The sequence below is a fragment of the Candidatus Limnocylindrales bacterium genome, from assembly GCA_035571835.1.
Taxonomy (GTDB): Bacteria; Desulfobacterota; Binatia; order UBA1149; family CAITLU01; genus DATNBU01.
The window spans coordinates 102,737-126,809 of record DATNBU010000041.1 but is presented as its reverse complement, the minus strand read 5'-3'; the positions used below and the strand labels follow the sequence as shown (position 1 = coordinate 126,809).

General features: G+C 61.6%; 14 protein-coding genes and 1 tRNA gene. 4 read left to right on the top strand and 11 right to left on the bottom strand.

Features of this window, described 5'->3' with window-relative positions:
* Positions 1-393: 393 nt before the first annotated feature.
* Together uvrC and uvrB are read right to left on the bottom strand one after the other, a co-directional pair.
* On the bottom strand, positions 394-2,364 hold the full coding sequence (gene uvrC, locus VN634_19825) for an excinuclease ABC subunit UvrC (GenBank protein HXC53146.1): 1,971 nt from the start codon (positions 2,362-2,364) through the stop codon (positions 394-396).
* Positions 2,365-2,557: 193 nt separating this feature from the next.
* Positions 2,558-4,561 carry an excinuclease ABC subunit UvrB gene (uvrB, locus tag VN634_19820; GenBank protein ID HXC53145.1) on the bottom strand — a complete coding sequence of 668 codons (2,004 nt, stop codon included), beginning with the start codon at positions 4,559-4,561 and terminating at the stop codon, positions 2,558-2,560.
* A 173-nt stretch (positions 4,562-4,734) separates the two neighbouring features.
* On the opposite strand from uvrB, the gene VN634_19815 reads away from it, so the two are divergent.
* Positions 4,735-5,253, top strand: coding sequence for a hypothetical protein (locus VN634_19815; GenBank protein ID HXC53144.1), 519 nt, complete (start codon positions 4,735-4,737; stop codon positions 5,251-5,253).
* A gap of 222 nt (positions 5,254-5,475) precedes the next feature.
* Here the strand turns inward: VN634_19815 and VN634_19810 are convergent, their stop codons facing one another.
* Positions 5,476-7,326, bottom strand: coding sequence for an alkaline phosphatase family protein (locus tag VN634_19810; protein ID HXC53143.1), 1,851 nt, complete (start codon positions 7,324-7,326; stop codon positions 5,476-5,478).
* Positions 7,327-7,424: 98 nt separating this feature from the next.
* Here VN634_19810 and VN634_19805 point away from each other — a divergent pair, with 98 nt between their 5' ends.
* Together VN634_19805 and VN634_19800 are read left to right on the top strand one after the other, a co-directional pair.
* On the top strand, positions 7,425-8,927 hold the full coding sequence (locus VN634_19805) for a sulfatase (protein ID HXC53142.1): 1,503 nt from the start codon (positions 7,425-7,427) through the stop codon (positions 8,925-8,927).
* 204 nt (positions 8,928-9,131) lie between these two features.
* Positions 9,132-9,207, top strand: a tRNA-Asn gene (locus VN634_19800).
* A gap of 255 nt (positions 9,208-9,462) precedes the next feature.
* Here the strand turns inward: VN634_19800 and VN634_19795 are convergent.
* The 4 genes from VN634_19795 to VN634_19780 form a co-directional block, all read right to left on the bottom strand.
* Entirely contained in the window at positions 9,463-10,581 is a 1,119-nt protein-coding gene (locus VN634_19795; protein ID HXC53141.1) for a phospholipase D family protein, read from the bottom strand.
* A gap of 121 nt (positions 10,582-10,702) precedes the next feature.
* Entirely contained in the window at positions 10,703-13,426 is a 2,724-nt protein-coding gene (locus VN634_19790) for a DEAD/DEAH box helicase family protein (GenBank protein HXC53140.1), read from the bottom strand.
* A complete protein-coding gene (locus tag VN634_19785; protein HXC53139.1) occupies positions 13,423-15,201 on the bottom strand; it encodes a site-specific DNA-methyltransferase in 1,779 nt (592 codons plus the stop codon). The genes VN634_19790 and VN634_19785 overlap by 4 nt, the downstream gene beginning before the upstream one ends.
* 8 nt (positions 15,202-15,209) lie before the next feature.
* Entirely contained in the window at positions 15,210-18,110 is a 2,901-nt protein-coding gene (locus tag VN634_19780) for an SNF2-related protein (protein HXC53138.1), read from the bottom strand.
* Between the two features lie 834 nt (positions 18,111-18,944).
* Here VN634_19780 and VN634_19775 point away from each other — a divergent pair.
* Positions 18,945-20,849 (top strand): DUF262 domain-containing protein, encoded by a 1,905-nt coding sequence (locus VN634_19775; protein HXC53137.1) that lies wholly within the window; start codon positions 18,945-18,947, stop codon positions 20,847-20,849.
* A gap of 65 nt (positions 20,850-20,914) precedes the next feature.
* Here the strand turns inward: VN634_19775 and VN634_19770 are convergent, their stop codons facing one another.
* Genes VN634_19770 through VN634_19755 form a run of 4 tightly spaced genes read right to left on the bottom strand, consistent with a single transcriptional unit; the run spans position 20,915 to position 23,602 of the window.
* Positions 20,915-21,382, bottom strand: a complete 468-nt coding sequence (locus VN634_19770; GenBank protein ID HXC53136.1) for a hypothetical protein — start codon at positions 21,380-21,382, stop codon at positions 20,915-20,917.
* Positions 21,379-22,869, bottom strand: coding sequence for a recombinase family protein (locus tag VN634_19765; GenBank protein HXC53135.1), 1,491 nt, complete (start codon positions 22,867-22,869; stop codon positions 21,379-21,381). Before VN634_19765 ends, VN634_19770 begins: the two co-directional genes overlap by 4 nt.
* Positions 22,866-23,054, bottom strand: a complete 189-nt coding sequence (locus tag VN634_19760) for a hypothetical protein (GenBank protein ID HXC53134.1) — start codon at positions 23,052-23,054, stop codon at positions 22,866-22,868. Before VN634_19760 ends, VN634_19765 begins: the two co-directional genes overlap by 4 nt.
* Positions 23,051-23,602: a DUF2924 domain-containing protein gene (locus tag VN634_19755; GenBank protein HXC53133.1), complete on the bottom strand. Its 552-nt coding sequence runs from the start codon at positions 23,600-23,602 to the stop codon at positions 23,051-23,053. The genes VN634_19760 and VN634_19755 overlap by 4 nt, the downstream gene beginning before the upstream one ends.
* Between the last annotated feature and the right edge of the window lie 471 nt (positions 23,603-24,073).

The following is a 24,073-nucleotide window of genomic DNA, read 5'->3' as shown; positions in this document are numbered from 1 at the left end:
CGTCGCTATCGCCCGCCCCGGTGCAGGTGCTCAAGACACCGATCACTCTGCGCGCTGGTGCATCAGACGAAACCTGGATCACATTCCCCGGGGAATGTTCGTGCAGCAGGCGTAGCGCGCTGATCGTGCTGCGCATCGCAACAACAAGCCCATCGCCGATAGCGGCACGCGGTGTCCATCCGCATGATTCAGGATCGTCGGGGCCGAGACCTACAGTCTACGCGACGAAGAGTAACTCAGGCTGGAGTTCCCGACGCTGATGCTGCCGCCAATCTGACGGAGCCCGTTTGATCGAACGCGGACCCACACGAACCCACGAAGACCCTTTCAAATGTACCTGGTCCATTTCTCGCCCGTGAAATTGCGGCGCTTTTTTAAATGTACCTGTCCCCTTTATTCGTCGGCTTCGCGCTCGTCGGCGGTCGTCTTCACGTGCCGGGCGTTCAACGCGGTGACGACCTTCTCGGCGAGCATCGGGCCGATGCCGCTGACTTCGGCGATCTCGGCGACGGTCGCCTGGCGAAGCCGCTTCACGCTGCCGAACGCCGACAGCAGCGCGCGGCGTTTTCGCGGGCCGATGCCGCCGATGTCGTCGAGCACGGAGCGCAGCCGCTTCCGCGCCCGCAGCGAGCGGTGGTACGTGATCGCGAAGCGGTGCGCCTCGTCGCGAAGCTGCTGCAGCAGGAACAGCGCGTTCGAGTTGCGACGCAGCACGATCGGGTTCGAGCGGCCCGGCCGGAACACGCGCTCCTCGGTATGCTCGATGTTCTCGGACTGGAACTCGCCGGCCACGCGGTCCTTCGCGAGCGACGCGAGCTCGACGCCCTCGATGCCGAGTTCCTTCGCAGCCTCGACCGCCATCGCGAGCTGGCCGCGTCCGCCGTCGACCATCAACAGGTCCGGAAGGCCGCCCTCTTCCTTGCCGCGCGTGAACCGCCGCGACAGCACTTCCTTCATCGATGCGAAGTCGTCGTTGCGCTGCACGCCGCGCAGGCGGTAGCGCCGGTAGCTCGACTTGTCGGGGCGACCCTCGTCGAACACGACGAGCGACGCGACCACGGCCTCGCCCTGGACGTGCGAGATGTCGACGCACTCGATGCGCTTCGGCGTCGATGCGAGGTGGAGCTTCCTGCGCAGCTCGTCGAGCATCCGCTCACGGCGCAGCGCCTCGTCGTTGCGGTCGGCGAAGGCCTGGCGCGCGTTGTCGATGGCCATCTCGACGAGGCGACGTTTGTCGCCCCGCTGCGGCACGTACACGTCGACCTTCGTCCCGCGAAGCCCGCCGAGGTACGTGGCGAGCGCGTCGGCGCCTTCGAACGCGACCGGCAGCAGCACTTCCTCCGGAATGTAGCGGTCGCCTTCGTAGTAACGGCCGGTCAGCGCCGAGATCACCTCTTCGTCGGGGAAGTCGAAATCCTCGAGATGATACGAGTTGTTGCCGATGAGCTTACCCGAACGCACGAGCAGCACCTGCGCTTCGAGGAACCCGCCCTCGCGATAGAAGCCGAAAACGTCGCGGTCGCCGCCGCCGTGCACGAGCGCCTTCTGCTTCTCGGCGACTTTCGAGACCGCTTCGATGCGGTCGCGGATGCGGGCCGCGTCCTCGTAGCGCTCTTCATCGGCCGCCGCGCTCATCGACACCTTGAGGTCGGCGACGAGCGCATCGGTCTTGCCTTCGAGAAGCTGCGTCGCGCCCTTGAGCTGGCGTTCGTACTCGACGCGGTCGACCTCGAGCACGCACGGTGCCAGGCAGCGCTTGATCTGGTACTCGAGGCACGGCCGCGAGCGGTTGCGAAACACCGCGTCCGAGCAGCTTCGCAGCGGAAAGATCTTGCGTGCGATCTCGAGCGTCTCGCGGATGCCTGACGCCGACGCGAACGGACCGAGATAGACACTGCCGTCGCGCTGGATCTTGCGCGTGACGAGGATGCGCGGCCACGCGTCCTTGACGGTGACCTTGACCGACACGTAGCTCTTGTCGTCGAGCAGCTTGATGTTGTAGCGCGGCTTGTACTGCTTGATCAGGTTGTTCTCGAGGATCAGCGCTTCGGTCTCGCTGACCGTCACGAGCGTCTCGAAGTCCGCCGCGCGGTTCATCAGGAAGCTGACCTGGTAGCGGCCGTCGCCTCCGCGGACGTAGCTGCGCACGCGGTCGCGAAGGTTCTTGGCCTTGCCGACGTAGATCGCCTTGCCGCGCTTGTCCTTGAAGATGTAGACGCCCGGGCCGGTCGGCGCGACGGCGGCTTTTTCGGCCATGCGCGCTTCGAGCTTTTCGCGGTCGGAGGCGGTGGTCTTCGCGTCGTCGGGGTCGGCGGGATCGGAGACGGATGCCGGTGCTTCTGGCGGGGAATCGGGGACAGACACCGATTTTTCCGGCGCGGCGTCGGTTTCGGTATTCGAGACGGATGCGGCGTGCTCTGGCGAAGCGTTGGCTTGGAAATCTGGGACAGACACCGATTTCGCGGGCGTCGGCTCGGTGGCCGGAGTGGAGTTCTGGAAATCGGTATCAGTCCCCGATTTCGCGTCTGTCGCCGATTTCGCTTCCGGCTTGTCTTCGTTAGCCGCCAAGGCCGAGCTCCTGTTGTTCGAGCTTTTTTGCCTTGTCGCGCAGCTCGGCGGCTCGTTCGAAGTCGAGGCGCTCCGAAGCCTCGCGCATCAGGCGGCGGAGGCGGGCGACTTCGGCTTGCGCGTCGCGCTCGTTGTACTGCGCGCGCTCTTCGGCCACCTCGGGGATCGGGTAGTAGTCGAGCTCGGCCATGCGCACGAGCGGATCGTCGATTGCGCGGATCGTGCTGCGCGGGACGATGCCGTGCTCGAGGTTGTACGCTTCCTGCACCGCGCGGCGGCGATCCGTTTCTTCGATCGCACGACGCATCGATTCGGTCATCACGTCCGCGTAGAGAATCACGCGGCCGTTCAGGTTGCGCGATGCGCGGCCCATCGTCTGGATCAGCGAGCGCGTCGAGCGCAGGAAGCCTTCCTTGTCCGCGTCGAGCACCGCAACCAGCGACACTTCCGGAAGGTCGAGCCCTTCGCGCAAGAGGTTGATGCCGACCAGCACGTCGAACGTGCCCTTGCGAAGATCGCGAAGGATCTCGGTGCGCTCGAGCGTGTCGATGTCCGAGTGCAGGTAGCGGACCTTGACGCCGAGGTCGTGGTAATACTCCGAGAGATCCTCGGCCATTTTCTTGGTCAAGGTCGTCACCAGCACGCGCTCGCCCTTCTCGACGGTCTTGCGCACTTCGTCGAGGAGATCGTCGACCTGGTTGCCGGCGGGACGCACGTCGATCAGCGGATCCACGAGTCCCGTCGGCCGCACGAGCTGCTCGACGAGCACGCCGCCGGAGCGCTCGATCTCGAAGTCGCCGGGCGTCGCCGACACGTAGATCGTCGGCCCGAGCGTCGCTTCGAACTCCTCGAACTTGAGCGGCCGGTTGTCGAGCGCCGACGGCAGTCGGAAGCCGAACTCGACGAGCGTCTCCTTCCGCGAGCGGTCGCCGCGGTACATCGCGCCGACTTGCGAGACCGTCACGTGGCTTTCGTCGATGAACGCGATGAACTCCTCGGGGAAGTAATGCAGCAGCGTCGGCGGCGACTCGCCCGGCTTACGACCGGTGAGATGCCGCGAGTAGTTCTCGATGCCGGGGCAGGTTCCCATCTCGGACAGGATCTCGATGTCGTAGAGCGTGCGCTGCTCGAGGCGCTGCGCTTCGAGCATCTTGCCGGCGAGGCGAAGCTCGGCGAGGCGCGTGCCGAGCTCCTGGCGAATCGATTCGATCGCGGTCTTGAGGCGGTCGGGCCGCGTTACGTAGTGGCTCGCCGGATACAGGCACACGCTGCGCGGCTTGCCGATCACGGTGCCGCGCAGCGGATCGATCTCCTTGATGACCTCGATCTCGTCGTCGAAGAACTCGATGCGCAGCGCGCGCGAATCTTCGTAGACCGGGAAGATCTCAACCACGTCGCCGCGCACGCGGAACGTGCCGCGGTGGAAGTCGACGTCCGAGCGCTTGTACTGGATGCGCACGAGGCGATCGAGCACCTCGTCGCGATCGATGCGCATGCCGTCCTCGAGGAACAGCACCATATCGAAATATTCCGACGGCGAGCCGAGACCGTAGATGCACGACACCGACGCGACGATGATGACGTCCTTGCGGTCGAGCAGCGCAGCGGTCGCCGAGTGGCGCAGCTTGTCGATCTCGTCGTTGATCGCCGAGTCCTTCTCGATGTACGTGTCGGTCGAAGGCATGTAGGCCTCCGGCTGATAGTAGTCGTAGTACGAGACGAAGTAGCGAACCGCATTGTCGGGGAACAGCAGCCGGAACTCGTTGTAGAGCTGGGCGGCGAGCGTCTTGTTCGGGGCGAGGATCAGCGCCGGCTTCTGCAGGCGCGCGATCACGTTGGCGACCGTGAAGGTCTTGCCCGAGCCGGTCACGCCGAGCAGCGTCTGGTGGCGGATGCCGGCCTCGGCCGCCTCGGTCAGCGCGGCGACCGCCGCCGGCTGATCTCCGCTCAGCTCGAAGTCCGTAACCAGGTGAAAGCGTTCTTCGCGTGGCATCGAACCGTACAGGGTAGCGCAGGCTGCGCGCCGTGTAGAGTCTGCGAACGCCCGACCTCAGAGCCGCCGCCCGGATTTTCAGCGCTTTTTTAAATGTACCTGGTCCCTTTTCCGGTCCGCCCGCGCACCGGTCGGGTTTTGACTGCCCGTCGCGGGGCACTTATGAAACCCGAATGTTCCGGATTTTCCTGACGATGCTGCTGGTGCTGGCCGCGTTCCTCGGCGGCTACTACCTGGGCAACGAGCCGGTGAGCCATCTGACTCAATCGGTCAACGGTCTGACGATCGAGCTCGATGCGATGCGCAACCGCATGGCATCGCCGGCCGCCGAGGCGCCGCAGGAAGGCACCGCCAAGGCGACCGAAGAGCTGCACGTGATCAACGAAGGGATTGCGGCGGTTCGCGCGGATCTGGCCGATCAGAAGGTGCTGCTCGAAAAGGCCTCGGCCGTTCCGGTCGAAGTCGCCGGGGCCGACCCCGCCGAGCTTCTGAAGGCGCGCAGCGACCTCCAGGAGTGTCAGGCCGACAAGCTCGATCTTCAGGCGCGATGCAATGCGGCCGCCGTGCGAAGCGTGCTGCCGACTGCTCCCGCTGCGGGGGCGGCCGCGCCGACAGCGCCGGTCGCGCCTGCGACGCCGAACATCAATCAGGCTCCCGGCTACCGCTACCAGCCTTACGGCGTTCCCCGCTAAACGACCGCGACGTTCTCCGTCGCGATACGGGCTCTCTGCGCAGAGACGTGCGAATCGCGTACGTCGCGATACGCATTCTCCGCAGGCACGTCGCGAAGCGCAGACGTCGCAATATCGATTAATCCCGCGCGGCACGTCGCGAAATCGGTGTCTGTCCCCGATTTCCCGATATCGGTGTCTGTCCCCGATTTCGCGAAATCAGTGTCTGTCCCCGATTTCCGGTTACGGGTTCTTCGGGGACGGGCGCTTGTCTTCGGGCCAGTCCTCGAGCGCGTTGGCTGGGGGAGCTTCGGCCGGGGCGTCGCCGTTTGGTGCGGGAGCGGCTTCGCCGGCGGGCGGGCGCGACGGTCTCGGCTGTCCGGCTTTCATCTCGGGGTTCATGCCAGCACGCGGAGCGTTGGTGCCGGGCCGTGCGTTCGTGCCGGGCCGCGCGTTGGTACCTGCGTCCGGCGGTGTGGTGTTCGTGCCTCGCTGCGCCCCGCCGCCTGTCTGCGGCGGCACTCCGCCGGAGCGCGGCGGACTGCCGATCGAGCCGCCATCGCCCGGCGCGGCGTTGGTCCTGCCCTGCCCGGCCGGCGCATTCATTGCGCCGCCTCTCTGCTGTCCGGGCTGATTCGCTGAGCGCGGAGGCTGCTTGTCCTGCTGCGCGCGCGGCGGCGCGCCGTCGACGTAACCGAGACCGCGCAGCGACTCCCACGTGTCGTTGTCGACGGGCTTGTCGGTCGAGTCGCGCTTTTCCTTTTCGTAGCTCGCCACCGTCTCGACCTTGCGGCCGACCATCTCTTCGACTTCCGCGAACACCGACCCGTCCATGTCCTGACCGACGGGCATGCCCATCAGGTAGAGAAGCGTCGGCGTCACGTCTTCGATGAACTTCGGAACTCCGGCCTTCGGCGTGATGCCGGGGCCGCTGACCATGTAGATGCCGTCGGGATTGTGCGTGCCGATCATCTTGGTTTTGTCGGCCGACGCCTGGAAGCCGTGATCGGAGACGACCACGACATACGGCGCCGTCCCTTTGACGGCCGCGAGAATCTTGCCGAGCTCTTCGTCCGAGCGGCGATACGCGTCGGCCACCATGCCGCCGTACTTCTTCGCCTTGTCGGGATTCATGTCCGGGAAGTTCTCCGGATGGGAGTACGCCCAGTACGGATGCGAGATGCGGTCGACGAACGTCATCACGTAAAGGAAGAGCTTCCAGTCGCCGGGCGCGTACAGGAGCGCCGCTTTCGACTGGATCGAGAAGACCTGCTCGAGATGCTGGTAGAGAACCGCCGGCGTGTAGTCTTCCGCCCACTTGCTCCAGCCCGGACCCTCGGGGATGTACGGCTCGCCGATTTTCTCGGAGACCTGCGAGCGCAGCTTCTTCGGCTCGCTCGCGACGAGACCTTCGTCGGTGCGGTATAGCGGCGTCAGGTAGTACTGCGTCTCGTCGAGGCGGTATCCGCGCATCATGCCGCGGAACGACGGACGGCTCGCGACCTTGCCCGCAAACCACGGCGTCCATTTGCCGACTTCGAGCGGAAGCACGTTCTGCTTGATCGCGTCGATGTTGTCCTTGTACGCGATCGCCATCTTGCCGCCGTCGAGGTCTTCGCGCGTGACCGGCTGGCCGGTGTTGCCGCCGAACGTCGCGCCGCTCAGCGGAAAGCCCGACAGCATGGAGCCCGGTATCGGATCGGGCGGCCAGGTGGCCGGCACGTTGAAGACATCGACGCGCTTTTTCTGGTCGCGAAGGATCTCCCAGATCGCGTTGACGCGCCGGTTGGTCGACTGCGAGGTCTTCCAGTCCTTGACGCCGTGCTTCTGGAAACCGAAGCCGGTGAAGATCGTCGTCCAGACAACGGGAGACAGGATCGGCGGGCGCGACTCGAGGATGCCGTGCAGGCCCGAGTCGTAGAGCTTCTTGATGTTCGGCAGCTCGCCCGCCTGCATCATCGGCTCGATCACGTTCCACGTGCCGCCGTCGATGCCGAGTACGATCACACGCGCCGAGTCGTCGGTCTTCGTGCCGGAGGAGCACGCCGCCGCGACAAGCGCGACGGCGCAGAAAAGGAGTAGCGCGCGTTTCATTTCCTGGCGATTCCTGGAGGGCGGTTGGGCGCGGCCACCGCGTCATTCGCTAGTGCCGGAGGCCGAAAACCCCTAGACTAACCCACGAGTTCCCTTCGATGGCAAATGTTCTACTGCGCGCGAGTGCCCTCGTGGTGGCGGCCTTTGCCCTGGCACTGCTGTACATGCGGCTGCCCGAGTCGGTCGCACGCACCGACCGCCCGCTCTGCGAGCGCTGCAACGTCATCCTGATCTCGTTCGACACCGTAAGGGCCGACCACGTCGGCTCGTACGGCTACGAGCGGGCGACCACGCCGAACGTCGACGCGCTGGCCGCCAAGTCGATCGTCTTCGAGCGCGCGATCGCGCAGGCGCCGTGGACCCTGCCCTCGCACGCCGCGATGCTGAGCGGGCTGTATCCGAGCCGCCTCGGCGTGCTCCATTACCCTGCGTCGCGGGTCCTGTCGGACCAGAACACCGTGCTTCCGGAAGTCTTCCGCGCCGCCGGCTACGCGACCGCGGGCTTTACCGGCGGCGGCTTCGTCTCCGAGCACTACGGCTTCAACCGCGGCTTCGACATCTACGCGACGCGCGGCCGGCACTACGAGCACAACATCGACACGACGCTCGAGTGGATCGACGACCACAAGCGGAGCCCGTTCTTTCTTTTCTTCCACGGCTACGACGCGCACCGGCCGTACTACTCAAAGCCCGCCGACAAGACCGAGATGGGCCTGCCGGCCGACGCCGAATCCGAGCAGAGCCACTTCTGCCTGCGCGACGACCGCGAGGACACCAACAGCGACCGCAGGGACAAGATCGTGCGGTACTACGACGCCGCGATCCATCACGGCGACCGCGGGATCGGCGTGCTGCTCGAGGCGCTCGAGCGCATGCACCTGATGGAGAACACCGTGATCCTGCTGACGTCGGATCACGGCGAGGAGTTCTTCGAGCACGGCCACTGCGACCACGTGCGGTTCCTGTACAACGAGTCGCTGCACGTGCCGTACATGATCTACCTGCCGGGCCAGACCGTAAGCGCCCGGCGCATTCCCGGGCTGATCCCCGCGTCGATCTCGGTTGCGAGGACCGTGCTCGACATCGTCGGCATCGAGCATGCGATGCCGGGCGTGACGCTGCTTCCCATGATCGAGGGCAAGCAGAAAGCGTTTCCGGTCGTCTACAGCGAGGCTGACAGCGCGCCGGGACAGCTTTCGAGCCGCGGGCGCTCGATCGCGATCACCAAGAACGAGATCAAGCTGATCTCGTACACCGACGAAGGCACCGACGAGGCGTACAACCTCGTCGAAGATCCCGGCGAAAAGAATCCTCTGCCCGAGAAGAACGCGGCGTATCTGATGCGTCAGACGCTTCGCGAGTGGGCCGACGCGCTGCGGCCGCTGCCGCGGCCGGCTGTCGAGCTGGATGATGCGACGAAGGCGGCGGCGATGGATGACGAGGATTCTACGGGGAATGGCGAGCGCGAGGATGACGACGGTTCGGCGCCTTCCGGGAAGGACGCGGCGAAGACTTCGGGGAAGGCGAAGCCGGGTGCGAAGAGGGACAAGATGCCGGAGGAGTTGAAGAAGGATTTGAAGTCGCTCGGGTATCTGCAGTAGCCGGTCTCTCGATGTCTTCGGCTTCCCGCGTCGTAACGGCGCGCGTTGCGTTCGCTTGGTGTGCTCCATCGCCTTTCAGGTCTTCGGAGCGGTCGGCACCTCCTTTATATGCGGTAGTTGTCGGTGTCTGGACTGTTCGGCGTAAGCCCGCGCCGCGGCGCGCGAATTGCTCCGGATGACGGCTTCGCTATAAGCGCCGGAGGTTCCCCGGTAGCTCAGTCGGTAGAGCGGGTGGCTGTTAACCACCATGTCGCTGGTTCGAGTCCGGCCCGGGGAGCCAAATCCTTTTTCAGTCTGAATCTCTGTCTGCGGGCCGCTGCGGCGTTCCTAAAGCCTGGGACGACACGGAACCAGCGTTAATTCGCGCGGGCCTGCGAATTCGGGCCACCTAGACTCCGGGCTGGGCTGTTAAGCGCGGGCGAGTCGAGATGGACAATCTCGACGAGTTTCGAGCCGCCCCCTCGCTCTCGGAACACTCTCTTTGGACGAGTTTTGAGAGAGTGTTCTCCCTGCTAATCCCTCGACCTCCGAGATCTCACGGACGCGACGAGGAACCTGCAATCAGAACCCACCTGCGGCTGCCTTTTCGAGTCGGAGTACCGCAGCGGCGCAGTAGATCCCTATAACGGTCAGGATCTATCGATTTTCGAACGATCTCGAACTTGACGACGCCACCCGCGGTTCGTCGAAACAAAATTAAGCAAGGCCGATCCCTGTAGTCTAGCTCCTTCACCACCAGACGCGCGGTTGAGTTGCCAAAACGCGTCATCGTGAGTTTGCGCTGTTCACCCGTCGCCGTGTTTCGAAGTGTGACCTTCGTTCGAGCGCGAGGTCGACCGCCAAGTCCGAAGAACGCGCGAGCGGGTTCCATAGGGATCTGGATCTGACTTCCGCCGGTCCCGGTCTCCAACGGCATGATCTCAACTATGAGGTCGGCACCGCGCGCCGCCCCAAGGTCACCAACAGCCGCTCTGCTTGTTGGTGCAACTCCTTGGGTCGTTGCCCTCCCCTTCGACGTTGATCGCGCACGACGTTGGCTCGAAGCCCCTGTTCCACTTCTGCTGCTGGACCGTTTACTCCAAGTGAATGTCGCCGCCACTTTCGCCTTGGCACGTGCCCTGCCAAAGGCCTCACGCTCTCCCCCATAGCTGGCAAGAAGCGTCGCAGAGAGCGGATCACTAGCTTCGTGGATGGCATCATGCCACCCAATCAGATTGCCATCCGTCGCCGCCAACCGAGTGATGGTAGCGAACTCGATATTGTTCTTAAGGCCGTCAAGCGTGAGGTTGTTACTCCCGACCAGCAGATGACCATGGGTGCCTTCGACGAACCAGAGGACTTTCGGGTGGTAGACACCGTTGTAGCGTCGAAGCATACGAACGCGAATCCCCGCGCGGCTCATGCGGTCTAACGCCGTCGGTTCCGTCAGCCCGTGATCCGTGCCGACGTACGCGGTAACGACGCGACGACTCCCATTCCGCTTCCAGGCCGCGACGTCGCGGGAGATCTCAGTCCAGCCGGCACCCGTTACAGCATAAAAATACAAACGAAGTTCCGTTGCCGCACGATCCTCGCGGAGAAGATCACGTGCCGCATCGAAGAACCCGGTCATCGCCCAAGCGGCGGATTGTAGTGTCGGACGAGCGCTACCCATTGGCAATCCTCACAGAAGCGGTCAGTTGTGCCGGACGGTGAAAGAACGCCACGCACTGCCCGGGGAAACGGCGAGCACGTAGCGCGCGCAGCGATCAATCCGCCTGACGGGTGGCTCTCTTTCAGTCTCTCGATGCTACAACTGTAAAATGCTTGGCCAGACCGGCAACCGTCATATTGTCGGCGATCGCGTCATGCGGAACGAGGACATAGCGCCAAGGCTTGCCCTCGTTCTCATTCTCGTGAGCCGTCGCGTGCTCGCACCATGTCGCCGCCGCTTTCGCCTTTGCCAGGACGACAGGATCCTTTGTTTGATCGGCGCGCTTAGGCTCGCAGAGTAGTTTTTCAGTGGCGGTCTCGACGACGAAGTCCGGCTCGTAGTCGCTGTCTGGAGTGTAGCGGATCTGGAAGACGCCCTTGCCCGGCTTGAACCACTTGATCACCGCCGGGTCCTTCTCTAGGACCACGGCGAACCGTCGCTCCGGATCAGAGTCGAACTTCTGCGTCGAGTAAAGGCATTTTTTGAATCCGCCGAACAACATTTTTCGGATGTCGGATTTGTTGTCGATCGGCATACCGAAATCGCGCATGAGCTCGTCGGCGGACGCCGCGAAAGCCTGTGACCGCACCTCGGAGAAGCCGTGACAAACCACCGCTTCGTAAGCGGATGCATCCTCCCACGCGTGCTGCTGCATCTGAGTGTGAATCGACGTCGAAATCTGCTTTTGATGGAAAAGCAATACATTTCGGACCTCCTCGTCATCCTTAAGATAGCTTCGGAGATGAGCTACGACTTGTCCCGCAAGCTTGTAGAGGAGATCCGCCTGCTCGTCATAACTCACGTCGTCAAAATCGATCAGCCCGCGTACCACGTAGTCCTCGAGGCGCTCTTCGTCGTAGCCGCCTTCGAGCGCACCGATAACGTCGCGAGTTTCGCTTGCCAGGTGCTGTACAAGAATCTCCCGCGAGATCGGCTGCAGACGGAGAGAGGAAAAGTCGAGAGTGAAATCGCGGAAGCCGGCCCTTACGACGCCCTTTGGCAGCACTATCACCCTCGGGATGGCGATCGTGTAAGCGACATAGATCGCCGTGGCGTCGCGTACGAGCCCCACGATATCGTTACTGCTGAGCGCGGGATACATAGACAGCTGACCCAAGTTGACCTTCTCCGTCACTTCGGTGACCAGTCGCTTCTGTACCTCCTCGGTTTGAAGCGCTTTGGGGCCGGGCACCGTCTTGGGATCACGCGTGGCATTGTAGATGGCGTCTAGGGCAAGCCTCGCCGCCGCCGCTTCCTCCGGCTTCGTGAACCTGGGCGCGACTGCCGCTTCAATAAGCGTCGGCGAAGCGCCCGCTGCCGCTGACTCGCCGGTGCGGCCGGCCACGACGGGCTCGTGCGTGATGCCGAGAAGCGCTTCGAGCACCGGCGCAATCATGACCGTCTGCTTCGGTACTTCGGGGACATCTACTCCGATCGTAACCGTGCTGAATGTGTATCCGCCTCTCTTGGCCTGATCGACGATATCTTGAAAACGGTCATGCGCGACAATGGTCAATCGGTCCACCGCCGGGACTCCGGTGCGCCTCCCGTAAGGTAAGCGGAGTCCTCGTCCGATTGACTGCTCGACGAGTGTACGCGAGTCGGCCGTACGAAGCGGTACGATTGTGTAGAGGTTGGTAACGTCCCACCCCTCTTTCAACATGTTGACGTGGACAACGATCTCGGTCGGCTCGTCGGCGCGCTCAACCGACAATAGCCGTTCAACGTTCTCGTCCTTCTCAGCGCCCTTGAGCCCCGAATGAACTTGGATGACACGGCCCTTGTAGCGTCCATCGAAGAATTGAGCGTCCTCGATGAGCTTTACCAGCGTGTTGGCATGCTCGGTGTCCGAGGCAATCACCAGCATAAACGGCTTCACCTTTCGGACGTCGTTCTGTTGTGCGTACACGTCGAGATCCACTTTGGTCGACTCGTGGACACGGATGCCGTCCTCGAGCTTGAGGCGCTCGAGCGCCGCCTCAGTCATGGTGGCGGGGTTGAAGTTGGCCCGTGTGGCGACCGCTGGCTCTTTCACGTAGCCATCCCGCATCGCCAGGGCGAGTGAATAGTCGAAAATAACGTTGCTGAAGCGGATCGGCTTGTTTCCAGCTTCGACCTGCGGGGTCGCCGTCACTTCCAACCCGAGAACGGGCTTGAGTTCCTCAATCGACTTCATGCTCGAATCCGCTCGGTATCGGTGTGCCTCATCCATGATCAGCACAAGGTCATCAAGACCGGCGAGGTAGTCGAAGTACGACTGCCCGAGAAACTCCGAGAGTCGGCGGATTTTCCGCGAATCAGCCGCGCGCGTATTGAACTTCGCGATATTGAAAATATTCACAACTACGTCGTCGCGCTCGAATAGGTCCAAAACCTGCGGCCGTTGCTCGAAGTTCTCGCCCGTCACCAATGCGGGCGATTTCACTGCAAACTCCGCAATGCCTTGGAACACATACTTTGGGGTGTTCGGCGTGAAGTCAGCGACGAGCTTGTTGTAAATGGTAAGGTTTGGCGCCAGCACGAAAAAATGACGGATGCCGTGCTCAAGGTGGAGGTAGGCAATAAACGCTCCCATTAGGCGTGTCTTGCCCACGCCAGTGGCCAGCGCGAAGCACAAGCTAGGAAACGAGCGCTCAAAATCTTCCACTGTCGCGAACTCAGAGCGAATGACAGACAGTGCTGCCTCGAGATCACCGTTCTTGCGAGGCGGAGCGATCTCCATTACGCGATGCAGGATCTCGAGCGACTTTCGTTGCGGTGTGCGCAGACTGAGACGTCCACTGATGCTATTCACGTGGCGGCTCATCGATGCCCCTCTCCGTTTCCGAGCCCCGCGAACAGAGGGAGGTCCTGCACGGCATGGCCTTTCTTACGGCGCCCCTCAGACTTGCGACTGGTCGCCTCGCCGTTAGCGCCCGCGTTCATACGCGCCTCAACCTTGGCTTCTTCGACAACCTGTACCGGCGGTAGCTGTTCGACGTTGAGGCTGTAGTCATCGCGCCCCCACTCGCATGCACTCAGCACAGCTTGGGGAATCTTCCTGACAGTGAGGTTCGGAAACTCGTCCTTCTTAGCGCGAAAAGCAGAACAGCAGATTAGCAGTGTACGCTCGCGTCCCACCTGATCGCTGATGAACCTCAACTGCTCGCGGCTCAGGTTTTGTGTCGTAACGTAGATGAAATCGTTCTCAGTGGACCTTCCATGATTCCAGAAGACCTCGGGTTCTGGCGCGTAGTGAAACCCTTCGAGCTTGCACATCGCCTCCGCCAACATCTCCGGATGGTAGGCTCTACTCACGATCCAGTTGCCCCACTTATCCTTCTCCAAAAGAGACGGGGCGAGTCGGTAGCAACGAAACCCACCGCCGCCTCTCCAGCCCGTAGCTTCGGTAACCCCTCCAGGGTCGGCACCATCTATGACCTGTTTTAGGCGCGGAAGGACATGGGTAAGGCAGTGCTCACCCAACTCCACCATGATCCACCGACGGCCCATCTTGTGCGCGACGGCCCCGGTCGTTCCGGATCCCGCAAAAGAATCCAACACCCAGTCGCCGGGGTTAGTTACCGCGTCGATGAGCGTCGATATCAGTTTCTCAGGCTTCGGGTAGTCGAAGGCTGCATCTCCGAAGAGCGCAATACTCTCGGCCGTGGCATCCTCGTAGGTGCTCATCTCGTAGTGAGCGACGCTCAGGAGATTCTTGAGCTTCTTCGGTTCACCACCATCCTTAACGTGGTTCGGGCGAAATGGAGACTTACTGATCACCAGGGTCTCGCCTTCGGCAATGATCTCATCGACCCTCGATTGGGAGTATCGCCATTCGCCTTCCAAGCGGAAGATGCCGACATTGCGCCCGTCGCGCACCTCAAGCCGGTCTAGAAGCCTCGTAACAATCTTGCCCTCGCTCATGTCCTGTGGCTCGAAGACCTGATCGACGCAGCGAAACACAACGGCTCCAGACGGAAATGTCAGCACTTTGACGCCGTTTCCCGCATTGTTCAGTGGGTACTTCTTGCCCGCCGTCGTGAGTCCGCCGATGAACGGCGGCGACTTAGTCCGATCTTTTGCGTAAGCTAGAACGTACTCTGTCACCACCCCCATACTGGCGTTGAGAAAGGACGGCTTCTTCTTCTTCTCCCAGACGAATTGTCCGCATCCGTTCTTTCGGCCGAAGACCTCGTCGAGTAGAATTGTTAGGTACGCAACTTCCGAATCATCGATAGACGAAAATAGAACGCCGTCTTCTGTCAGCAGTAGCCTTAGCAACTCCAATCGGTCCCGCATGAGCGACAGCCAAAGCGAGTGTTCGAGACCATCATCATAGTGTTCGAACGCTGACCCGGTGTTATAGGGCGGATCGATGTAGATACATTTGATCTTGCCGGTGAACTGCTGCTCTAACGCCTTCAACGCGAGCAGGTTGTCGCCGTGAATCAGCAGATTCTCAAAGCTATCGTGTTCCGTGGCCCGTTTTGCGGCGTGGTAGGAGAGTGAGGTCGTCTCCAGCAGGATGCGTGGCTCTAAGCGAGGACGCTCCTCTTTGCCGATCCATGTAAGTTCCAAGCGTTTCTTTCTCTCTGCCATGGTTTCTCTTAGGTCCGCGCGTTGGCTGAGACCGTCCATCTAATCGTGAAGACCGTCTCGCATTGTGTCTCTATGGCTAGCTGACGCTCGATCTTTGCGATCAGTTCGGAGCGCCTCTCGTCAATATCGTCCTGAGCGTCGAAGAATTGTCGACGCTTCGCCGTGCGTCGCTGTTCTAGAGTTTTGATCGCTCTTTGGGCCTCAAGCTTATCGGCGAGTACGATTACGGACTTCGAGCTCTTGCGAGCGGCTCGAATCTCCGCGTCGAGTTCCTTTAGCTCGCGCTCGAGGGTGAACTTCACATCCTCGGCCCAGCGGTCAAGCTTGTCTATTTCCAGATCAAACCAAGCGCCATTGCGCCTCGTCAACTCCTGGAGCAACACCGCACGGCGTTGCGTTTCCGCCTCACGAAGAATCCCCGCAGCGGCGTCCGGAACGGCGCAGCAGCTCTCTACATCCGCCGAAAGGTCAAAAAGCCGTCGGCATTGGGTCTCGTCAATCGGCTCGCCTGTGTCAGTCGTTCCGACGAAGAAGAGATGGTCTTCAATTTCCACCGCACCCACGGTCAACCGCATGCAGCCGATCCACCCGCTAGCCCCGATGAGCGACTCGAGGATCGTGATTTTCTTGCCATTCTCGCCGTAGTAAAAGCGAAGTTGCGCAACGGGTGTTGCTAGGCTGCGGCCGAGCGCGAGAACTCCCTGTGCTAGCGGGTGTCCAACGCGATAAGTGTTCGCAGTTTCCGTTCGTTTCCCAAGGCGGTACGGCCCAGGATGGATCGCCTCGCCACCGAATGGATTGACCAGCAACACGAACGCGAACTCGGTATCATCAAACCGCGCGCAGTCACGGAGTAGATGGCGGGTGAGTCGCCACAGGCGATCATTGAAGCGATCCAGAACGTCTAGGGTCTGGACGCGGACTTTCTCAACCACCTCTTGATCAAAATTGTCGAGGAGCTTCTCGCGTGCGTCGCGCTGCCCCTCGCCGATCTCTGCCTCCAACTCCCGCTGCAGTTGGTCGAATTCGGACTGAATCTGGTCAGGCGCGCGGCACTTCTGGTAAATCGCCGCAATCCGCTTCTCGAAGTCCACGCCGGACTCGATGGCGCCAAGCACTTCGTCGCTCGCACCGAATACGCCGCTGAACAACCGGAACTTCTCGTCAAGCAGTTCATAAACACGGCGGTCAGCGGCGTTGCTCTTGTTGAGGAAGTTGACGACTACTACGTCGAATCGTTGACCGTAGCGGTGACAGCGGCCGATGCGCTGCTCAACCCGCTGTGGGTTCCAAGGCAGATCGTAGTTCACTACGAGATTGCAAAACTGAAGGTTAACCCCCTCTGCGGCGGCCTCCGTGGCGATCAGGATCGCCGCTTCGTCGCGGAAATGCTCTACCAGGGCTGCGCGCATGTCGGCGCTCGGCGAGCCGCTAACTCGATCGGTGCCCGCGTGTAGCTCCATCCATCTCTTATAGATGGCCTTGGAACTTGAGTCGTTGTTCGTGCCATTGAACAGCATGACGCGGCCAGCGAACTCTGTCTTTTCCAGCAGCCCGAACAGGTACTCCTGGGTGCGACGCGATTCAGTGAAGACGATGGCCTTCTCTTGCAGTACCGCGCGACCCTGGGCCGCTTGAGCCTCGGCGGCAGCGGAGAAGCCGCGCCGAAGCGCAGTCAGAAGGACTTCTCCTTTTGAGTTCTTGACGATCGACGTGGCAAGCGCGTGGAACTCACGCAACTCGGCCATCTCATGCTTTAGCCCCGAAAGCTGTTCCGGAGCGAGGCGCGCCCGGTCGGCTGGCATGTCGCCCTGGCCCTCCTCCTCCCACTCGTCGGCCAGTTCATCAAGTTGCTCCCAATCCTGCTGGAGACCAGCCGGCCCGGCCTCAACCGCTTCCGCCGCCGATGCAGCCGCGTGGAGGCGCTGGGCCATGCCGTCGAGTGTCCCGGCGATGGCGTAGGTCGACGAAGCCAGTAGCTTCCGAAGGATCAGCGTTACGAGCTGACGTTGGCTAGCGGGCAGCGCATATAGCGTTTCGCGCTGAAGGTATTCGGAGATCAGGTCGTACAGTCGTTGCTCCTCAAGCGTCGGCACGAACTCCTGCACAAGGGCGTGGCGGTTGGTGTACTTTACGTATTCGAGCACTTGGCGACGAAGCGTGCGTTTGCACAGTGGCGCAAGTCGTAGCTTCAACTCGGCAAAGTCCGCATCGTTACCGATCCGCGCATACCGCGCGCGGTAGCTTTCGAGGTCACCGAAAGCGAACTCGTCGATGATGCTGACTAGCCCGTACAGTTCCAATAGTGAGTTCTGAAGCGGAGTGGCGGTTAGAAGGACTTTCGGAAATGGAGCGATGGCCTGTTTGATTGCCAGCGCGATCTTGCTCGAGTTCTTGTACACGTTGCGAAGACGGTGGGCCTCATCGATGACAACGAGATCCCAAGCCGTCTGCCGGAGATAAGGCTCCTTGGTCCGCGCAAACTGGTAGGAACAGAGGATGATCGCATCTTGCTGAAACGGATTTAGATTGCCGGCGCGAACGGTTTCGTTGAAGCTTCGGCTCTCAAGAATCACTGATGGAAGATAGAATTTGTCTTCGAGCTCCTGGCTCCATTGCTTACGTAGATTGGCGGGGAGGATGATCAGCAGACGCCGCTTTCGCTCGGCCCACTTCTGCGCGATGAGCAGTCCGGCCTCAATTGTCTTCCCGAGCCCAACCTCGTCCGCCAAGATCGCGCCTTTCGAGAAAGGACTCCGGAAGGCGAAGAGTGCCGCCTCGACTTGATGAGGATTCAGATCGACTTGGGCGTCGGCTAGCACCGACGCGAGCTTCTCGACGCTGTCTGAAGCGCAGCGCCTCGTCAGCTCGTGGGCCAGATATTTGGCGTGATAGTCCGTAAGGCTCATCGTAAGAGCCTTACCGTGGTGCTGGGTTTCAAAGCGGGCCGGCCTTCAACGACACGGCACCCGACCGTGACAAGGGCGACGTCGCCGATGTCTGCGCGAATTCCGATGCGGCCGCCGTCGGAGCAGCGTACGCCAGCGTTGACGGCGATGCGGTCCGGGTGGATCCTGACCCGTATCTGAGCGCCGACGGCCAGACCCGGGTTGGCAAGTGGCGGGTGGAGGTATGGACGGGCGGCATCTTCGGTGTTCGGCCTCCCGGCCGCTTTCTCCAAGAGGTTTTACCTTAGGGGTGCCGCTCGGGCGAGCATGGGGGATGCACCGCATTGGCATTCAGACTGCTCGGCCAACCCTCAGGTCGGCGCCCATCAGTCCCGTCTCGCGAAGCCGCGCCAGTGCGGCCTCGGGAATCGGCCACGCATCGTGCCAAAGAACGCCTCGTGTAGGTCGCGCGACGGACTGACGCGTGCCACGAATCTCGTTGACCCTGAGTCCAGAGAGACACGTGTCACACAGCGACGAGGGTCTGCTTCGAGCTCTGGACGCTGCTCGGACTCCGCGCGCGCGCTGGCGGACTCGTGTTCGATCTTCAATCGACGAACGTTGATGGCCACGTGGCGCTCGGGATGTGAGTATCGGGCGGATGGACTGCCGGAGCCAGCTGGTAACGCGCACCTGGCCACGCGAGCGACGCGCGCGACACAAGTGGTCGTATCCGGTTATTTGCCACGCCGCCGGCAGCAGCATAGGAAATAGGAACACGCGCGTTCATCTCCAACCGCCGTGCAAGAAACACTCGCGACCTCCCGTCGCCAATCCGAAGGACAGCACCAACGAATGCCCGGCTCCACGTTCCAAACCAACCCGTTCAATCTCGATAAGCTTCTCGAAGAGTGCCATGTCGGCAGTCTTCAGTTGCCAGATTTTCAGCGAAGTTGGGTCTGGGATGAGGATCGCATCAAGAGTCTGATTGCTTCAATCTCGCGAGCATTCCCTGTTGGCGCCCTCATGACGCTCAACACGGGAGGCCCGGTGAATTTCAAGCCCAGGCCGATCGAAGGCGCGCCGCCCGAATCAAAACAGACTGTTCCTCATGCCCTTCTTCTCGATGGTCAGCAGCGAATGACCTCCCTCTACCAGGTCACGTTGCGCGGAAAGGTTGTCGAGACAGTCACGCCCAAAAACAAAAAGGTAAAGCGCTGGTTCTACCTCGACATCAAAAAAGCGCTCGACCCTTCCGTGGATCGCGAGGAGGCCGTGGTCGGTGTGCCTGAAGATCGCCTCGTCCGAACCGATTTCGGCCGCGAGATCGCATTCGATCTTTCTACTCCGGAGCGGGAATACGCGTTACTCATGTACCCGATCACCCAAGTCTTCGATTGGGACCATTGGCAGGACGGCTTCGACGAATACTGGTGCGGTGACCAGAACAAAAGCATTCGCGACGAATTTCGGACTTTTAAGAAACAGGTACTGGAGAACTTCAAATCGTACCACGTACCGGTCATCACACTGGACAAATCGACTTCGAAAGAAGCGGTCTGCGTTGTCTTCGAGAAGGTGAATACGGGCGGAAAGTCGCTAGATGCGTTTGAGCTCGTGACGGCGATGTACGCAGCGTCAAATCACGAACTGCGGAGAGACTGGTACGGCGATGACACGTCAAAAGGTCGGCACCGACGGTTCGCAGAAACGCTGCGGCCAGCCGGTGCAGACACTGGTATCATTGCCGAGGTCGCCAATACCGACTTCCTGCAGGCCGTCTCGCTATTTTACACCCGTGACCGGCGCCGCGCGGCGGAAGTCGCCGGCAAGCAGGGGAAGGAATTGCCCGCTATATCGGGCAATCGACAAGCGCTGCTGAATCTACCCCTCGAAGCGTACAAGAAGTACGAGGCCCAAGTAGAACGGGGCTTCACTCAGGCAGCAAAATTTCTACACACGCTCCATATCTATCGGATTTTTGATCTTCCGTACCAATCCCAGATCGTTCCGTTGGCTGCCATCTTGGCGGATATCGGTGATGCATGGGAGCACGAGGCGAACCGCGCAATGCTCGTTCGCTGGTACTGGAATGGCGTGTTCGGAGAACTCTACGGATCGGCAGTCGATTCCCGCATTGCGCGGGATTTCATGGAAGTCCCGGCTTGGCTGAAGGGTGGCCCAGAGCCATCCACCGTATCCGAAACTATGTTCCGAGCGGACCGTCTGAAGACCATGCGCATGCGCCTCTCAGCCGCTTACAAAGGCGTGAATGCGCTTCTTATGAAGGAAGGGGCACTCGACTTTCGCTCAGGCCAACGGTTCGATCACACAGTGTTCTTCGGGGAGAACGTCGACATTCATCACATATTCCCGCAAGACTGGTGTAAGCGCCAAGGCGTGAAGCAAGCCGTCTACGACTCCATCATCAACAAGACGCCTCTCTCGTATAGAACGAATCGTATCGTCGGTGGCGTCGCGCCATCTGAGTATCTCGCCAAATTGGAAGGAGGGAATGCGAAGGCGCCGCCAATCAAGGGTGAAAGCCTCGACACCTATCTCACCTCCCACTTGATCGACCCAACCCTCTTACGCGCAGATCGGTTTGATGCTTTTATGGCAGATCGGCAACAACGCCTTCTTAGGCTCATTGAGAAAGCGATCGGCAAAGCCGCGTACGTCGGAGACGTCGAGGATGAAGGTGAGGATGTAGAGATTGACGAGGACGCTGCCGAAGCTGGGCTCACGATCGGGCAATAGTGTCTTTTGCCAGCCTGTTAGCCGGCAAGCTGGTACCACGCGGCTTTGCACCGCATTCGGGTACATCAGGTAAGTCTGTCATCACCTCCGCACGGCACATCCAATGTGGTGGGGCTCTCAATCAAGACACCGTCGTCCCAGGCCGCGCTCTGGGCCGACCACGACTCGTGACTACCGATCCGTCGAAGCGTTCGCTCACTGATCCGCTCCATGTCGGTATCCGTCAGCCGGAGAACCGCCTTCTGAATTCGCGGATCCAACAGCGTCAGGTCGAGTAGTTGCGTCACCCGCGCCCGCGTCGTCTGAAGCTTTCGCGCTACATCCGCCTGGTTGCGGTTCTCTCCTGAATCGATCGATCGCTGGATCGCATGAGCGAGCGCCAGTGCTAGCGCCGCATTGGCGTGAGACGGCTCGGCCGAAGGTTTCGGCAGCGTTGCTTCGAAAGCGGTCCGCTTGCCTCGCCTGACACGGTCCAGCCGCCCCACGACTACTCGCGAACTGCCGGAAATCTCAACCTTCGTCCCGATGCTCATGCCGATTTCTCCTCCGTCGCATCCCCGCCGAGATTTGCCAACGTTATCCGCACTTCCCCGCCCTCGTCGTCGACGTCCACACGCTCGACGACGGCTCTAAACAGTCGTCCTCGGTTCTGCGAGGTAAGCACGTCCCAAACCGAGTTGAAGTCGCGGAGGCACTGGGCGATCCAGCAGGCCTCAAGTTTCGTCGCATCGAGCATCGCAATTTCGCCCTCGACCTCCGCGAGTCGGCGCTCGCGCTCTTGTAGCCGAATATTTGTGTCGTTCAGGTCGGTGGAGAGCGTCGCGATCTCAGACGAAAGTCGGTGACGCTCGACCGTGAGGTCACGACGCCGAGTTTCTATGCGTACCGTGACGCTAGTCGCCGACGCGGCCAGGTCCGAATTCGCGATTGCCTCACGCAGGCGCTGGGCGACGTATTCTTCGATGGCGGAGGCTGACATAGGTCTTGTTGGACAAGCCGCCCTGCCCTCCCGGTCACGCTTGGTGCATCGATAGTAGCGATAAGCACGCCCTCCTTTCCGCGACGACGCCGCAGTCAGCGCCGAACCGCAGCGCGCGCACATCAGGATCCCGCTGAGCAGGTAGTCTGGATTTCGCCGCCGCGGAGTTCTACCTCCGTTGGTGCGCGCGAGCAGGGTTCTTGCCAACTCGAACGTTCGCAGATCGATGATGGCCTCGTGCTCCCCGTCATGGAGTTCATCACGATACCTCATGAGACCGATGTAGAGAGGCTTTTTGAGGACACTGAGCACGTCCCCCTTTCCCCAGGCACGAGCCTCTCGGACGCGTCCCGAATTTGCGAGGTAACGACCAGTAGTGCGACCGCGGTCTGTAAGGGTTTGAGCAACAGTCAGCGCCGAGCGTTGTTCCAAGTAGAGTCCAAACAATTCGCGGACGAGCTCGGCCTCATGATTGTCGATCACCAGCTTCTTGTCGATGACCCGATAGCCGAGCGGCACCACCCCTCCCGTCCACTTCCCGCGTCGTCTGGACGCAGCCATCTTGTCGCGCGTCCGCTCGCCGATCTGCTCGCGCTCGAACTCGGCGAAGGTCGCGAGCAGGTTTAGAGTCATGCGCCCTACAGCGTCCGTCGTCGAGAAGTTCTGCGTAACCGAGACGAAGCCCACGCCTGCACGGTTGAGCCGATTCATAACGGTGGCGAAATCGAGCAGGGACCGCGAAACGCGGTCGAGCTTGTAGACAACGACCGTGTTGACCCTTCCTGCCTCGACATCGGCAAGGAGTCGCTGGAATGCCGGGCGATCGATATTGGCGCCGGTGAAACCGCCATCGTCGTAACGGTCAGCCAGAGTCGTCCAGCCGGCACTGGCTTGCGAACGAATGTAAGCCTCGCAAGCCTCGCGCTGCGCATCGAGAGTGTTGAACTCCTGCTCGAGCCCCATCGTGGTCGACTTACGGGTGTAGATGGCACAGCGCTTGATCGGCGCCGACGCGATCGCGGCTGACGAGGCTCGCTTCATCGGCCACTTTCCGAACCGGAATCGGCGGGAGCAGTCGTCGCCACCTTCTCCCCCTCGACCTCGGCGACGACGAGAAGCTGTTCAAGGTTGGCGTTCAGGCGCGCGAGTTCCCGGACGAGGCCCGGCATCGTGGCCTCATAAAAGGCATGGCCCATGCGTGTCTGGTGGAACGGGATGTCGCTCATGCTGCGCCCTCCGGTGGGGTCAGCTTTCCTGCGCCGCACCCGAAGAACGTGAACCCGTTCCACGGCGTCCCCGTAATCTCGCGCGCGATCTTCGACAGGGACCGGAAACGCTGGCCCCGGTACTCGAAACCATCCTCCAGGACCGTGACCTCGTGGACGTTGCCGCCGTACACGCGGCTGACGACTGCTCCCGGATTGGGGAGCCGGGGATCGCGGGCTGCGTCCGTTGCCGTGGTCTTCGAGCGCGGTTCGGGCCTCGCGCGTCGCCGCGAAGACTGGTCGAAGCGCCTCATGGCCATAGGCGCCAACTCGTCGATCTTGGCGAGCGCGGCTTCGGAGAGCCCACCGTACTCGGCCGCCTGGAGATGCCAGGCAACGCGCTTTCTAAGGTAGGCGCGGTTCCTGTTTCGGGGTAGCTGGCCGGTCAGTTCCGCGAACCTCGTCGCGAGTTCGGCCGTGGTCATCGTGGCCAGAGCGGCCAGTTGCTCGGCGACGCGCGCCGTCGTTTCCCTATCGTCTCGTCTTTGTGCTGGTGTGGGTTTTCCCACGGTTGTGCCTCCTTGCCGGAGGGCCTCTTCGGACCCGCCGGGCGGCGACATGACCGCGTGACGGGGCGATCTTATCAAGTTAACCGGCGGGGCTTTCCGCTGTGTTTTTGGGTGCTTCGGTGCTTGTTTCGTAGGTTGTGCGTAAAGACCGCCCACGGAGGGCCGGGAGGCCCGGGGAGGGCTCGTCACCAGCCGGACCAAGGCGCCAGCCATGATGTCGATGGCCTCGGCGCGGCGGGTCCCTGCCGCTGCGAGAAGTTGCGGTGTGCTCCCCTGTACTCGTCGGTCTTTATTGATCACTTCCGATGGTCTCCACCAGATCGCGCTCCTCAAGGCGCGACAGAAAAAGACCGGACGAAGCTGGAAAAACCCGATCCCCCAAAGCCCATCGACGCCACGGCCCGCGAGATCGATGCGACGCATTTTCGAGACCGCCACGCCGCCTTGGTAGAGTCGCCGTGGCAGCGCTTG

What these genes read in the sequence shown, in the direction of transcription:
- VN634_19810 (HXC53143.1), bottom strand. Translation starts at nt 7,326, where the DNA reads ATGAAACGCGCGCTACTCCTTTTCTGCGCCGTCGCGCTTGTCGCGGCG.
- VN634_19760 (HXC53134.1), bottom strand. Translation starts at nt 23,054, where the DNA reads ATGAGCGACATCCCGTTCCACCAGACACGCATGGGCCATGCCTTTTAT.
- VN634_19775 (HXC53137.1), top strand. Translation starts at nt 18,945, where the DNA reads ATGCCCGGCTCCACGTTCCAAACCAACCCGTTCAATCTCGATAAGCTT.
- VN634_19815 (HXC53144.1), top strand. Translation starts at nt 4,735, where the DNA reads ATGTTCCGGATTTTCCTGACGATGCTGCTGGTGCTGGCCGCGTTCCTC.
- VN634_19770 (HXC53136.1), bottom strand. Translation starts at nt 21,382, where the DNA reads ATGAGCATCGGGACGAAGGTTGAGATTTCCGGCAGTTCGCGAGTAGTC.
- VN634_19785 (HXC53139.1), bottom strand. Translation starts at nt 15,201, where the DNA reads ATGGCAGAGAGAAAGAAACGCTTGGAACTTACATGGATCGGCAAAGAG.
- VN634_19795 (HXC53141.1), bottom strand. Translation starts at nt 10,581, where the DNA reads ATGGGTAGCGCTCGTCCGACACTACAATCCGCCGCTTGGGCGATGACC.
- VN634_19780 (HXC53138.1), bottom strand. Translation starts at nt 18,110, where the DNA reads ATGAGCCTTACGGACTATCACGCCAAATATCTGGCCCACGAGCTGACG.
- VN634_19790 (HXC53140.1), bottom strand. Translation starts at nt 13,426, where the DNA reads ATGAGCCGCCACGTGAATAGCATCAGTGGACGTCTCAGTCTGCGCACA.
- uvrB (HXC53145.1), bottom strand. Translation starts at nt 4,561, where the DNA reads ATGCCACGCGAAGAACGCTTTCACCTGGTTACGGACTTCGAGCTGAGC.
- VN634_19805 (HXC53142.1), top strand. Translation starts at nt 7,425, where the DNA reads ATGGCAAATGTTCTACTGCGCGCGAGTGCCCTCGTGGTGGCGGCCTTT.
- VN634_19765 (HXC53135.1), bottom strand. Translation starts at nt 22,869, where the DNA reads ATGAAGCGAGCCTCGTCAGCCGCGATCGCGTCGGCGCCGATCAAGCGC.